At 57.2% G+C, this 13,437-nt stretch carries 12 protein-coding genes and 1 pseudogene; 5 read left to right on the top strand and 8 right to left on the bottom strand.

The annotated features are described in order from the left end of the window. The 3 genes from bioD to bioZ form a co-directional block, all read left to right on the top strand. The coding region (gene bioD / locus NKJ84_RS28100; RefSeq protein ID WP_352509126.1) for an ATP-dependent dethiobiotin synthetase BioD at positions 1-326 on the top strand (326 nt) is incomplete at its 5' end. After that, positions 326-1,591: an adenosylmethionine--8-amino-7-oxononanoate transaminase gene (locus tag NKJ84_RS28105; RefSeq protein WP_352509127.1), complete on the top strand. Its 1,266-nt coding sequence runs from the start codon at positions 326-328 to the stop codon at positions 1,589-1,591. The genes bioD and NKJ84_RS28105, both read left to right, overlap by 1 nt. After that, positions 1,588-2,571: a 3-oxopimeloyl-[acyl-carrier-protein] synthase BioZ gene (gene bioZ, locus NKJ84_RS28110; RefSeq protein WP_352509128.1), complete on the top strand. Its 984-nt coding sequence runs from the start codon at positions 1,588-1,590 to the stop codon at positions 2,569-2,571. The genes NKJ84_RS28105 and bioZ overlap by 4 nt, the downstream gene beginning before the upstream one ends. A 66-nt stretch (positions 2,572-2,637) precedes the next feature. On the opposite strand, the gene betB is transcribed toward bioZ, so the two are convergent. Continuing rightward, positions 2,638-4,092 (bottom strand): betaine-aldehyde dehydrogenase, encoded by a 1,455-nt coding sequence (betB, locus tag NKJ84_RS28115; protein WP_352509129.1) that lies wholly within the window; start codon positions 4,090-4,092, stop codon positions 2,638-2,640. 228 nt (positions 4,093-4,320) lie between these two features. Between betB and NKJ84_RS28120 the strand changes: the two genes are divergently transcribed. Continuing rightward, positions 4,321-4,497: a hypothetical protein gene (locus NKJ84_RS28120; RefSeq protein WP_352509130.1), complete on the top strand. Its 177-nt coding sequence runs from the start codon at positions 4,321-4,323 to the stop codon at positions 4,495-4,497. A 506-nt stretch (positions 4,498-5,003) separates the two neighbouring features. Continuing rightward, positions 5,004-5,477: a thioesterase family protein gene (locus tag NKJ84_RS28125; RefSeq protein WP_352509131.1), complete on the top strand. Its 474-nt coding sequence runs from the start codon at positions 5,004-5,006 to the stop codon at positions 5,475-5,477. Positions 5,478-5,749: 272 nt separating this feature from the next. On the opposite strand, the gene NKJ84_RS28130 is transcribed toward NKJ84_RS28125, so the two are convergent. From NKJ84_RS28130 to NKJ84_RS33330, 7 genes and pseudogenes are all read right to left on the bottom strand, one after another. Next, on the bottom strand, positions 5,750-7,375 hold the full coding sequence (locus NKJ84_RS28130; protein WP_352509148.1) for an ABC transporter ATP-binding protein: 1,626 nt from the start codon (positions 7,373-7,375) through the stop codon (positions 5,750-5,752). Positions 7,376-7,656: 281 nt separating this feature from the next. Beyond that, complete coding sequence (locus tag NKJ84_RS28135; RefSeq protein WP_352509132.1) at positions 7,657-8,514, bottom strand: ABC transporter permease; 858 nt, start codon at positions 8,512-8,514, stop codon at positions 7,657-7,659. Positions 8,515-8,554: 40 nt separating this feature from the next. Continuing rightward, on the bottom strand, positions 8,555-9,511 hold the full coding sequence (locus tag NKJ84_RS28140) for an ABC transporter permease (RefSeq protein ID WP_352509133.1): 957 nt from the start codon (positions 9,509-9,511) through the stop codon (positions 8,555-8,557). A gap of 18 nt (positions 9,512-9,529) precedes the next feature. Beyond that, positions 9,530-11,116 (bottom strand): ABC transporter substrate-binding protein, encoded by a 1,587-nt coding sequence (locus NKJ84_RS28145; RefSeq protein WP_352509134.1) that lies wholly within the window; start codon positions 11,114-11,116, stop codon positions 9,530-9,532. Between the two features lie 224 nt (positions 11,117-11,340). Beyond that, positions 11,341-11,676, bottom strand: a complete 336-nt coding sequence (locus NKJ84_RS28150) for a hypothetical protein (protein ID WP_352509135.1) — start codon at positions 11,674-11,676, stop codon at positions 11,341-11,343. A gap of 197 nt (positions 11,677-11,873) precedes the next feature. Beyond that, positions 11,874-12,716, bottom strand: a complete 843-nt coding sequence (locus NKJ84_RS28155) for an enoyl-CoA hydratase/isomerase family protein (protein WP_352509136.1) — start codon at positions 12,714-12,716, stop codon at positions 11,874-11,876. Between the two features lie 541 nt (positions 12,717-13,257). After that, positions 13,258-13,362 (bottom strand): annotated as a pseudogene (locus tag NKJ84_RS33330) (carboxyl transferase domain-containing protein); the annotation flags it as partial. Positions 13,363-13,437: the final 75 nt, after the last annotated feature.

Consider the following 13,437-nt stretch of genomic DNA (forward strand, 5'->3'; position numbering starts at 1 on the left):
GGCTGATGGTGCCGCTGAACCGCCGGACAAGGTTCATCGACATATTCGAGCAATGGCAGTTGCCGGTCATTCTGTGCGCCCGCACCGCGCTCGGAACAATCAACCACACCCTGCTGTCGATCGAGGCCCTGCGGGCGCGCGCTATCCCGCTGGCCGGCATCGCCTTCATCGGCGATGAGATGACCGATACGCAACGGACGATCCTGGAATTCGGCGACGTGCCGCAACTCGGCAGGCTGCCGCACCTCGATCCGCTGACGGACAAAACGCTGAGACAGGCGATGATTGCCGGCTTCGACCTCGCTTTGATTGCCGGAGGCGAATGATGCCGCAATCCCGTGTGTGGCATCCCTTCACCCAGCACGCGCTCGAGCCGGCGATCCCTGAAATCGTCCTGACTGAAGGCGCCTATCTCCACAAAGCCAATGGCGCGCGCATTCTGGACGCCATTTCCTCCTGGTGGGTCGTCACGCATGGCCACCGCCATCCCCGTATCATGAAGGCCATCGAGACCACTGCGTCGCGCCTCGATCAGATCATCTTCGCGGGGTTCACGCACGAGCCGGCCGAACGCCTGGCCAAGGCGCTTGTCGGCCTCGCTCCCCCCGGACTCGACTGGGTGTTCTATTCCGACAGCGGCTCGACCGCCGTCGAAGTTGCACTGAAGATGGCGCTCGGTTATTTCCGCAACATCGGCGCGCCGCGCTGGCGCATCGTGGTCATGGAGCACAGCTATCATGGCGACACGATCGGCACGATGAGCGTCGGTGCCCGCGGTGTGTTCAACGCCGCCTACGAACCCTTGCTGTTCGAGGTCGACACCATTCCCTTCCCTGCCGCCGGGCGCGAACAGGAAACGCTAGATTGTTTCGAGGCCGTCAGCCGCGACCAGCGCGCCGCCGCGCTGATCGTCGAGCCGCTGGTGCTTGGCGCCGGCGGCATGCGGATGTATCCGGCGTCGGTTCTGTCCGAATTGAAGAAGGTCACTGAGGCCTCCGGCACGCTGCTGATCGCCGACGAGGTGATGACCGGCTGGGGGCGTACCGGAACCATGTTCGCCTGTGAGCAGGCGTCCATCTCACCCGACATCCTGTGCACCTCGAAGGGCCTGACCGGCGGCACCATCCCGCTGGCCGCCACGCTTGCCACCGATGCCATCTTCCAGGCTCACTATTCCGAGGACCGGAAGAAGACCTTTTTCCACTCGAGTTCCTACACGGCCAATCCGATTGCCTGCGCGGCAGCACTCGCCAATGTCGAGATCTGGCGTGACGAGCCGGTGGCCGAGCGGATCGCCACCCTGAGCGCGAGGCAGGCTGCCGGCCTTCGGCGCTTTCGCGATAATGCCAACTTCACCGACAGCCGGGCGATCGGCACGATCCTGGCTCTCGACCTGCGCGCCGGCTCTGCCGGCTATCTGGCCGAGATCGGACCTAAGCTGCGGGCATTTTTCCTCGAGCTCGGCCTGCTTGTGCGCCCGCTCGGCAATGTCCTTTATCTCCTGCCGCCCTATTGCATCACCGGCGACGAGCTCGATCGGCTCCATGACGCCATCGAGGATACCGGCGAACGCTTCGGTTCGAGGCCATGAGCAGGTCGTCACGCATTCTCGGGTTTGGCCATCATGCGCCTGGGCGAAAGGTGGCCAATGCCGAAATCGAGAACAATCTCGGCCTCGAACCGGGCTGGATCGAGCGGCGCACCGGAATTCGTTCGCGCTTCTGGGCAACGGACGAAGACACGCTGTCTGGTCTTGCTGCGCAGGCCGGCGCCATGGCGCTGGCCAGCGCCGGCATTGCGCGCCACGACAGCGGTCTGCTGTTACTTGCCACCTCGACGCCCGATCACCTCCTGCCGCCCAGCGCGCCCCTGGTCGCACATCGGCTGGGGCTCGGCCGCGCCGGCGCTGTCGATCTGACCGGCGCCTGCGCCGGCTTCATCTACGCGCTGATGTTTGCGGACGGATTTACCCGCCTGCACGGCAAAGCGAGCCTTGTTATCGCCGCCAATATCCTCAGCCGCCGCATCAATCCCTCTGAGCGCGCCAGCGCCGTGCTGTTTGCCGATGCCGCCGGCGCCCTCGTGATCGGTCCGTCCGAGGATACTGATCGGGGGATTCTCGGTGCCTCCGTGGATTCCGACGGATCGCGATACGGGCTGATCCAGATTCCCGCAGGAGGAAGCAACAAGCCGTTTCACGGTGACCTCGATCTCGCGCAAACCCGAATGACGATGATCGACGGACGCGAAGTGTTCGCAAAGGCCGTCGAGATGATGACCGATTGCTCGCAGGACGCGCTCGCTGCAGCCCACATGCAGCCGCAGGATGTCGGCCGGTTCGTGCCGCATCAGGCCAATGCCCGTATTTTCGATGCGGTCGGGAAGAACCTCGGAATAGCCGATCAAGCAATCGTCAAGACGATCGCCGAGTACGGCAATTCTTCCGCCGCGACGATCCCGCTGTCTCTGTCGCTGGCCCATCAAACGGAGCCGTTCCGGCAGGGAGAGAAAATCCTGCTGGCGGCGGCGGGTGCGGGCCTGAGCGGCGGCGCCCTTGTCGTCGGAATTTAGCGGCGCGGTCCGGATGCCAAGATTGACCTTTGATGATGAATAGGGACAACAGAACCAATGCGAAAACTAGTATGGAGCTCGCAGGTCATTCATCGAGACATAGATCGTCTTCATCTCTGTATAGTGGTGTAACGCAAGCTTGGAATTTTCCCGGCCGACTCCCGATAACTTTGAACCGCCAAAGGGGGCTTCGACAGGCGCAAGATTATAGGTGTTGATGTAGCAGGTTCCTGCTTCGAATTCCTTGGCCACCCGATGGGCTCGCGTAAGGTCGCCAGTGAATACCCCTGCCGCTAGGCCAAACTCGGTCGCATTGGCTCTTGTGATTACCTCCTCTTCGGTTTCGAATTCTAGCACGGACATAACGGGACCGAAGATTTCCTCTCGCGCTATCGTCATTTCGTCTGTCACATCAGCAAAGACCGTGGGCTGCAGATAAAAGCCCGGCCTGTCCAGCTGAAGTCCTCCGTGAACAAGTCGCGCGCCCTCCGCGAGGCCCTTGGCAATATAAGCCTTCACTATTTCCAACTGGCGTTCACTTACCATAGGTCCAAAGTTGACCTGTGGGTCCATAGGGTCGCCGATTTTTGTTGAAGCCAGTCTCGAGGAAAGCCTTTCAAGGAAGGCAGTCTTTATTCGTTTCTGCACGAAGACGCGTGTGCCGTTGGAGCAGACTTGACCCGAAGAGAAGAAGTTTCCAACGATGGCGCCACTGACGGAATTCTCAAGGTCTGCGTCGTCGAAAACAATCAGTGGCGATTTTCCGCCGAGTTCCATCGTGACGTGTTTCATCCCCTTAGCTGCAGCCGCGTATACCCTGCGCCCCGTCGGAACAGAGCCAGTCAGGGACACTTTGGCCACGCGCCGATCGGCCACGAGGGCGGCTCCAACATCGCCATATCCCTGCACAACGTTGAAGACGCCGTTCGGAGCACCGGCTTCCACAAGAGCTTCAGCAAGCTTCAGCGCAGATAGCGGCGTCGTTTCGGATGGCTTGAAAATCATTGCATTGCCGCAAGCTAACGCCGGTGCGGCCTTCAAACAGGCGATTTGAATCGGATAATTCCATGCGCCTATGCCAACACAAACGCCAAGCGCCTCCGGTATTGTAAAGGCGAAGTCTCCATTGGCCAGGGGAATATACTCGCCCGTCAAGCTCGCGGCCAGCCCACCAAAATACTCCAATGCATCGGCCCCGGAAGATGCATCCGCAACGAGCGTTTCCTGGATGGGTTTGCCGGTGTTGTGCGTCTCGAGTTCAGAAAGGTCGTAATTGCGCTCACGCAATATCTCGGCTGCGCGACGCAGAACGCGTCCGCGCTCTGTTCCTGTCTTAGCGGCCCAATTCCTCTGCGCGGTCTTTGCTGACTGCAGCGCCTTTTCCACTATAGCTGGCGTGGCGGCGTGAAGCCTAGCGATTATCTCACCCGTCGCCGGATATATAACCTCGATCGCTTTGCCGGCTGCGCTCTCGACATATTCTCCGTCGATGAAGTGACTGGCCTTCGGCTGAAATTTCATTCCGTTTGCACCTCGGACGAGTTCACTATGCAGGCTTGAGTCCGCTTCAGCCCGTCAATCCTGTTTCAATGCAGACATCGGCTTCTGCTACGGAGGTGTGACCGTCGTATCATCGCTGGCCACAGTTGGAAGTGCGAAAAAAAGTAATGTGGTTAGTGAATTTGTTTCGGTTACCCCGCGCCAAAAGCTCGAATATGAACTTGGCATCGAGGCAAAATGAGCCGACCAATGTCATTCAAGGGCATTTATCCGCCCGTCAATACGCCGTTTCAGGCGAACGGATCAATCGGTGGCGACGGCTTCTGCGTCATGGTCAACTACCTGGTGCCATTGGCAGGCACGGCATCATCGATGGTTGGACGACCGGCAAATACTACGCCGAATGTCATCGTTACTAGCACGTGACGAAGGCGGCGAACGCCGACGGGCGGTCGGGCTTGCCCGCGACAATCATACCGGCTCGCAGCCTCGACCTTCACCGTCAACCTCGGCAAGGCAGGTTGTATCGCGCGCGACATCCGCCCCGGTACATGAACCATCGATATTGCCGCGGTGGCCAGGCAGGAACTCACTTCTATGGACGTCGACAAGGTTGTGCGCACGCCCGGGGCCATATCCCGCTGCTATCATATCCGTCCAACATTGCCCGCGACATCAACAAGACCATTGACGGCGTCTTGCAGACAGAGCCGGCACCACGCTTCCCAGTTCATCTCATTGGCCGAACTGGCGTCTATCACGCCACGTGGGGCGCCAACCAAAGGACTGCTCGCTGAACTCGAAGCGCTTGAGAGATCGTAAATAGGCGATCGCGCTTGGATCAGCTGGCAGACACACAGAGGCACATGAGTTGACAATGCAGTCCTGCCATCAAGGCAACAGCCGCCAAAGCTAGAATTGGAGCGTACTATATGTTTGTTTCGCCTGTCCTGGAAATCGAGAAGGACTGGATAGACTATAACGGCCATCTCAACATGGCCTATTACAACGTGCTCTTCGATCGCGCTGGAGAAGATGCGTTCGAAAAGATGGGGCTTGGGGCTGGGTACCCCCGCGCACGCGCCTTGACTAGCTATTCTGCCGAAGTCCACGTCTGTTATATCCGAGAACTCCATTTCGGACACTGCGTCACCGCCACATTCCAGCTGCTGGACCACGACGAGAAGCGCGTGCATTTCTACCAAGAGCTTCGCCACATCGATGGTTGGCTGGCGGCAACGTCTGAACAACTGTGCCTGCACATCGACATGTCCGGTCCGAAGGTGGTGCCATTTCCTCCCGACATCCTTGCTAACCTGGAACGGGTGCAGGCTGATCACGCGTTACAGGTTGTCCCTGTCCGCGTGGGTAGGGCGATTGCGATCAAGAGGCAGGCGCACGAATGACGCTGGTGGTCCGAGACAATAATCGATGGTGATGCCGGCCTTGATTGCGTTCTGCTGGTAGGTTGTTTCGCCGTCCACCCCTCGTGAGGGCTGCATCGCGAGCGGTTCAGCCTGTCCGTGCGATGAACCAAGTTGAGGGGAGGGGTGTTTACCGTTCGAGTTCAAGGCATGGCCCAAGCTTCGCAAAGCCAAGGAATACGGGGCTAACACACTAAGGGAAATCACACCAGCGCCACCGATTGCCCGCACGCCGCCGTGATCACGGAGCCCTGCTAGTTCCCGGCGCTCACCATCCGCCTGGAACGGATCGCCTTGTCCAACCAGCCGACCTCCATCTCTGGAAGGGAAGACAGCAGTAGATCGGTATAGGGATCGAACGGTGGGGCGAGAACCTGACCCTTTGGCCCATAGCGGACTACTTGCCCGCGATACATCACCGAGATGAAGTCGGCGATCGATTTCACCGTTGCGAGATCATGGGTAATGAACAGGTAGGCTACCCCCTCCTGCTTCTGCAACTGCAGCAGAAGGTTCAAAATGCCATTGGCGACCAAGGGATCTAGGGCCGACGTCACCTCGTCGCAGATGATCAGCCTGGGCTTTGCCGCAAGCGCCCGTGCGATGCAAACACGCTGCTTTTGTCCGCCCGACAGTTCTGCAGGATACCGGTCTGCAAAGCTCCTGCCCATTTCGATCTTGTCAAGCAGTTCGGCCACGCGATGGTTGCGCTCCGCACCCCTGATGCCGAAATAGAATTCGAGCGGCCGACCGATGATCGTTGCAACGGTCTGGCGCGGATTCATCGCAATATCCGCCATCTGATAGATCATTTGAATTTGCCGAAGGTCATCCTTCGATCGCTCGGCCAGCCGCCGGGGGAGGTCGCGCCCGTCGAACTGGATACTTCCTGCCAAAGGCGGCAGCAACCCGGTGATCACCCGCGCCAGCGTCGATTTACCGGAGCCTGATTCACCCACCACTGCGAGCGTCTGTCCGGGATGAAGGTCCAGGGAAACATCGCATAGGACCTTGATCGCTCCGCCGCCGTAACATGCGGTCACGCCTTTGACGGACAGCACAGGCGCCGTGCCGCAGTCCTTCTGCTCGTGATCGATGTGATGGACTGAAACGAGGGCTCGCGTGTATTGCTCGTGCGGCTCGTTGATGATCTGCTGCGTCATTCCTCGCTCCACGAGTTTGCCATGCCGCAGAACCATGATCTCGTCTGCGACCTGCGCCACCACCGCCAAATCGTGGGTGATGTAGAGTGCTGCGACGCCGGTATCCCGGATAGCGTCCCGGATCGCGGCCAACACGTCGATTTGCGTGGTGACGTCGAGTGCCGTAGTGGGCTCGTCGAAGACAATGAGGTCAGGTTCGGAACAGAGCGCCATAGCGGTCATGACTCGCTGCAACTGACCGCCTGAGACTTGATGGGGGAAACGTTTGCCGATGTTCTCGGGATCAGGGAGGCCAAGCTTCTTGAACAGAGCAATCGCCCGTTTCTCGGCTTCGGTCCGCGTCGCCATCCCGTGGAGAAGGGCCGCCTCCACCACCTGGTCCATCAGCCGATGGGCGGGGTTGAATGCGGCGGCGGCCGACTGAGCAACGTAGCAGACTTGGCGGCCCCTGAGTTTCCGCACGCCATCTGCTCCGACCTTTAGTATGTCACGGCCCCCAAGAATGACCTCGCCGCCAGTTATTTTCACCCCGCCGCGACTATAACCCATGCTGGCCAGGCCAATGGTGGACTTGCCCGCGCCGGACTCCCCGATTAATCCCAGAACCCTGCCTCGTTTCAGCGTGAGCGAAACGTCATCGACGAGAATTACCTCGTCCGGGCTCTCGCCGGATGGGTAAACCGTCGCTTCAATCCGGAGGTTGCGGATGTTGAGCAATGTCTCGACGTTTCCCTCGCAGCTATCTTCGCTACGGGTAGCGTCGCCCCGGGCGTCGCCCTGCACATTCAAGTACACGACTTTCCTCGACAATTGCTGTTCTCTCCCGATTTGGTTGTTCACGTGGCATTTCCTTATACGTGACAATCGACTGGAACGAGGAAACCATCGACAGCCCACCGCAACAGGCGTGCACTATACCAGCCCGGCGCCATGGCCAAGCGTAATTTGCCTCGGTATGGACACTCATAGCTGACCAGCGTCCGATGGCCGGTATCCTGCTAGTGCTCGTTGAGCCCACTTGCCCAATGAAGAAGCCAGTCCACAACCATGTTAATCGCCACCGACAGCAGAGCGATCGCGCCGGCTGGAAGCAGCGGCGTGATGTCGCCATATGTGATCAATGTCGCGCTATCGCGAACCATGGAGCCCCAGTCCGCTGTCGGGGGCTGGATGCCAAGACCAAGGAAGGATAGCCCGCTGATTAGCAGAAATACGAAACAAAACCGCAGGCCGAACTCCGAAATGAGCGTCGGTGCAATGTTTGGCAGGATCTCTCGTGTCATGATCCAAATAGGGCCTTCACCGCGGAGTCTCGACACTTCAACGTAATCCGAGACGGCGGCGTTGATCGCGACCGCTCGCGCCAGGCGAAAAACCCGAGTGGAATCCAAAACGGCAATGACAATTACGAGCGCTGGAATTGAGGTACCAAAAATCGACAGAAGGAGCAGCGCGAAGATCAATTGAGGTATGGACATCAACACGTCCACGAGGCGCGACAGAAGCTGGTCGGTCCAGCCTCCGAAGGTGGCAGCTGCCAACCCCGCTGAGGCACCAATGGAAAAGGCAAGGACGGTCGTCATCAGCGCTATCCCGAGTGTATTGCGGGCGCCGAACATAAGTCTCGTGAACATGTCACGCCCTAAGCTGTCAGTACCTAGCCAGAACTGAGCACTCCAGGGCTCGAATGGCGTTGCGACAATCTCGGCTTCGCTATATGGCGCCAAATGAGGTGCGAAAAGTGCTGCCAGCGTATAAAGTATGATGACCGAAATGCCAAACTTTGCGCTCAACGGTGACGAAGCCAATTTACTGGCTCCAGTCCTGATGATCCTTGGTGCAGACAGGAATGTCATGACGTATTTTCCAAAAGTTGCCCTACTAATAGATTGTGAGTCATTTTGGATGCATCAGGCGCGGGTTCATTATTATTGATAGTACGTCCGCCGTTAGATTGAGGACGACATACGTCGCCGCGAATATAAGACTGCAAGCCTGGACAACCGAAATGTCTCTCTTCTGCACCGAATCGACTATGAGCTGCCCAAGCCCCGGATAAACAAAGACGACCTCAACCACTACGACGCCGGTTATCAGGTATGCGAGGTTGAGGACGACGATTGTGGCGATGGGTGCCAGTGCGTTAGGCAATGCATGCCTGACAAGGACGCGCCACTCCGGTAGACCTTTCAATCGCGCAGTCTCGATATATTGATTGCCCAGAAGATTGATGATTGAGGTTCTTGTCATTCTCATCATATGGGCGAGCACGACCACCGCCAGGGTGAACGATGGAAGGGCGATCGCAGTCAAACGTCCAAGGACGCTCGTCTCAGAATCCACGTCGGAGAGGCTTGGGAGGATGCCGGCATGAACTGCAAATACTAAGATAAGAATGTAAGCGACGAAAAACTCAGGAAATGAGATCGAGGCAAGCGTGACCACATTGATTGCACGATCGATGAACGTGTTCCGGTAGAGCGCGGCCACAATCCCTCCGAGCAGTGCCAGTGGAACCGAGATCACCGCAGAACTCGCAGCGAGCACCAGAGTGTTAAAAAGCCGCGGCCTGATGAGCTCCCCTATGTCCCTGCCGGTGGCAAGCGTCGTCCCGAAGTTTCCACGCAAGATAGACCCGAGCCAGTCGAAGTAGCGCAGATAAATGGGTATATCGAGCCCAAGGCTTTTCCGGAGCGCCGCGACAGATTCGGGTGTTGCCGATTGCCCAAGGAGTTCAGTCGCGATGTCCCCAGGCAAGAATTGCACCCCCGCGAATATGATGAGCGAGACGATCCACAGCGTCAGCGCGCCTAAGGCGACGCGCTGACAGATGATCTTCGATATCGAGGTCATTGGCGAAATGAAAAGTCCCTAGACATCCTTCAACCACCAGCGTTCTGCGCAGCGGAAACTGTCCAAATCCCAATTCGACCCGATCTTGTTATGACCGACCTTCGTCGATAGCGCATTGATGTAGTTCGCGAAGACGGGAATGACGGAGCCACCGTCGTCTCTGCATAGGCTCTGCATCTCAGTGTACATCTCAAGCCGTTTCGCGTCGTCGAGTTCGCCCCTTGCGGTTATCAAGAGTTCATTGAAGCGCGGGTTTTTCCAGTGGGTGTCATTCCAAGAAGCCCCAGCCGCATAGGCTACAGTGAACATCCAGTCCGCAGTAGGCCTACCACCCCAATAGCCGGTGCTCCAGGGCTTCTTGAGCCAGACATTGTCCCAATAGCCGTCACTCGGTTCTCGGACAACATCAACGATGATACCTATCTTCGCGGCATCCTGCTGATAAAGCACCGCGGCGTCGACCGCGCCGGTGTATGCAGCATCGGAGGCGGACAACTGCACCTTCAAGTTCGTCAACCCGGCCTTCTGGAGATGGAAACGTGCCTTGTCGAGATCCTGCTCGCGTTGAGGCAGGTTCTTGGCGAAGAAGCGGTTCGTGGAGGCAATTGGATGGTCGTTGCCCAGTCGTCCATATCCATTCAGGACGGTGTTGAGCATTTGTTGCCGATTAATTGCATACTTTAGCGCCAAGCGGACATCCACGTTGTCGAATGGGGAAGCATCAACAAGCATGGGAAAGGTGTAGTGCTGAGTGCCGCTCACCGATGTGACCTCCAGGCTCTTATTTCGCTCTAGGAGGCGGACGGTCTTCAGGTCGCATTTGTCCATTGCGTGAATCTGGCCCGTCGTCACGGCATTCGTTCGCGCAGCGACATCACGAATGGATAGGACCTCGAAAGAGTCGAACCAAGCCGCATTCGGCTTCCAATAGTTCGCAAACCGTTTGGAAGTGGCCTTCACGCCGAAATCTACGTTGTCGAGCACATAGCCACCACAGCCTACTCCGGAAGTATCAGCTTTCCCGTCCTTGGCGGGCATCATAGGAAGCTGAAAATGCTCCAGAAGGTAAGGGAAATCTACGTTGGCTTCTCTTAGCGAGATAACAACGGTCTGCGAGCCATCGGAGTGGATGTCCTCGACCGTCTTAACAATGTCTTTCGCTCCCGATACGGATTTCTCCCCGCGGTGATGGTTGAGGGAAGCGATTACGTCGTCGGCAACGAAACTTTTGCCGTTGTGAAACTCCACGCCTTTCCGGAGCTTTAGGGTCCAAGTCTTGGCATCCTTCGAGGGTTCCCAGGATTCTGCAAGTTCACCGACGAGATTCCCGTCAGGATCCATCTCGGTGAGATAGCCATGGAGGCTATGGCCGAGGATATACACGAACGACTCGTTATACGTGGCAGGATCGAGCGAGTCGGACGTGGACCCAGAGCCAACGCCGATCTTGAAGTGCCCGCCCTTTTTTGGAGTAGAAGCTTCAGCCAGTGATGGCAGAATTCCGCTGGCAGAACCGATGGCCATAGCCCCGACTCCCGCTGCAGATTGTAGAAAACGCCTGCGGCTAACTGCCGTCAGCGGCGAAAATCCGTTCCTTTTGACCATCTTAGTCCTCCTCTGTGAACGTCCTTCTCGGTGACGCCCTTCTGGATTTTGACACCGGCGAAAGCACTTGGCGTCATTGAGCTCAGCTAGCCCTTCAATCCGGCAACCGGTCGCCGTCGACGAAAACCACTCCCGCTCGCAAACGGATTATAGACGGTAGCATGCCTGACCGGCACAGGTGTCGCGTAAAAAAGTCATCTAGCAAATGACTTTATTGCCAGTTTTCAGCCCCTTTCGGGGAAACTTTCAAGCGCCCCGAACTGATCTCGATCAATGTCCGATAGGCTCTCCGCGACGTGATCGACGAAGTCGGTACGACAAGCATTCATCTCGACGATGCGCCAGTGCCCTCGAAAAGGTTTTGGCAGACCAAGAACCTTGGCCATCAACCGGTCTCCGCGACGAGATTTGGCAGGCGCGCCAGATTGTGGGCCGCAGCTGCACAGTTGAAGGCCGTCCGATACGATCGTGGCCGGCACAAGACCAGGTTCCGCGGCTACGACCTTGATTCGACCGAATTCATCTTCGATGCCCTGGTTGCCAGCGTAGCTGTCTTGCATCCGTCGATCGCGGAGCTTCGGACGCCGTGTTCTCCGTTATATCCCAGGTCCTTTTCGAGCGCAGGTCATTGAAGCCTTCCGCGCTCTAGGCATTATCGGCGCCGAGCGTAACCAACTTTAGCCAGCGCTACGTCAAGAGTTTCGGCGTCGTTTCTTTGCGCAAGGAACATCGTAGGAATCAGAACAACTGAAGCTGGTTAGTCGAGCCCCTTATAAGGCTCCTGCGCTTTGTCAAGCGCGGCTCGAAGGCCTTGCTCTTTTATCATCTTCATCATTTCGGCATATTCTGGCATTGCTTGATGCCCCATAATCGCCACTTGTTCTAGATAATAGTCTGTTGCGCTTCTTATACCCTGCATCTCGTAGACGCGGTTTATGTACATTTTGTGCATCCGCTGTAGGTCACGTGGCATCGCAGCCATCAGCTTGGCCTTACGCTTTGTAGCCTCGTGCAGCTCATGAGGTTCAACGACCTCAGTGACCAGGCCGATATCTTTGGCTCTTTGGGCAGACACTTCACCACCGGTAAGCATAATATCTTTCGCAGTCTTCATGTTGACAATCCAAGGCAAGAACATGCAATGCCCGCCAATTGCGTAGCGAAACTCGTTGTAGCCCATCTTAGTATCTGACGTCACGATAGTAACATCGCAAAACAACGAAAGCTCGAAACCCTTGCCAATAGCGATGCTGTGAACAGATGCGATGACGGGCTTGGTCACACGCCAAGGCGTCGTGAAATCCTCAAACTGTTTGAAAAAGTGCGTGCGATACTCGTAAATAGATGAAAATACATCGTCTGCATCTTCATAAAGATCATGCCCGGCACAAAACCCCCTTCCATTTCCGCGGATAACGACGACGTTTACGCTATCGTCGTCATCTGCCCTTAGCAGCGCGTCCCTGAGTTCAGCGATGAGGCGCTTATTCATTGCGTTGATTTTTTCTGGCCGATTGAGCGTCAACCAGCAAATGTTGTCGGGGTCAACCTCGTACAGGAGGTGCTCGTACTCGTTAGTGCTCGCGATTGCAGAGTTCATGGGAACCTCGTTTCAAAGTGATTTCTAGCCGGCAGCGCAACGGGAATGTTCGCCGTGGCGATCGCCCCTAGAACTAAGCTTCGCAGCACGGTTGCTAGCCAATACCAGCTTTCCTCGTAGGACGCGGTCCACAAAAAAATCATCTGCCTGGTGATTTCCTTGCAAATTCTAACTGACATGCAAATCGATCCCAGCATCCGCCCTCAGCAGGACAGCCGGACGTAATCGGGATTTTGCTAGAAGAACTTGATCGGCGGGGTTCTGCCCGAAAGCTCGATCTATATTGGGGAGATGGTTAAGCGCACGGTAACTCGGTGTTTCAGCATGTGCTGCGCCGGCGGGGTCCCAGGCGGCGATGGCGTGCGATGACACCGACGCCGATGTGGCCGAAAGCGGAGGCATGATCTTGGATTTCGAGGAGTTCTGAATGCGCCCAGGCTGTCGAATAACCAGCGGACGGGCGCCAGCTCCCCGTTGTTGAGTGGCAGGAACCGAAGAGAAGACGAATCTGCTCTGGTACTTCGACATCGTGAGCTTTCGTTAGACGGACTGCGTCACGTTCCGGCGCGGAAGGCCCGCCTTTGCCATGTTGAGCGTCAATCCGCTCATGGCCAGAGCCGCGCCTGGCTCGGGCCCGCCGCGATTTCTAACTACTGCCAGTACGGATCGCATGGCAGCTATAATCGAGCGAGGAGAATAAGCTCATCCCTATATCCTCAAC

It is taken from the genome of Mesorhizobium sp. M0048 (assembly GCF_040323405.1).
Taxonomy (GTDB): domain Bacteria; phylum Pseudomonadota; class Alphaproteobacteria; order Rhizobiales; family Rhizobiaceae; genus Mesorhizobium.

Coding starts and splice junctions, on each gene's coding strand:
- NKJ84_RS28105 (WP_352509127.1), top strand. CDS start 326: ATGCCGCAATCCCGTGTGTGGCATCCCTTCACCCAGCACGCGCTCGAG.
- bioZ (WP_352509128.1), top strand. CDS start 1,588: ATGAGCAGGTCGTCACGCATTCTCGGGTTTGGCCATCATGCGCCTGGG.
- betB (WP_352509129.1), bottom strand. CDS start 4,092: ATGAAATTTCAGCCGAAGGCCAGTCACTTCATCGACGGAGAATATGTC.
- NKJ84_RS28120 (WP_352509130.1), top strand. CDS start 4,321: ATGTCATTCAAGGGCATTTATCCGCCCGTCAATACGCCGTTTCAGGCG.
- NKJ84_RS28125 (WP_352509131.1), top strand. CDS start 5,004: ATGTTTGTTTCGCCTGTCCTGGAAATCGAGAAGGACTGGATAGACTAT.
- NKJ84_RS28135 (WP_352509132.1), bottom strand. CDS start 8,514: ATGACATTCCTGTCTGCACCAAGGATCATCAGGACTGGAGCCAGTAAA.
- NKJ84_RS28140 (WP_352509133.1), bottom strand. CDS start 9,511: ATGACCTCGATATCGAAGATCATCTGTCAGCGCGTCGCCTTAGGCGCG.
- NKJ84_RS28145 (WP_352509134.1), bottom strand. CDS start 11,116: ATGGTCAAAAGGAACGGATTTTCGCCGCTGACGGCAGTTAGCCGCAGG.
- NKJ84_RS28150 (WP_352509135.1), bottom strand. CDS start 11,676: ATGCAAGACAGCTACGCTGGCAACCAGGGCATCGAAGATGAATTCGGT.
- NKJ84_RS28155 (WP_352509136.1), bottom strand. CDS start 12,716: ATGAACTCTGCAATCGCGAGCACTAACGAGTACGAGCACCTCCTGTAC.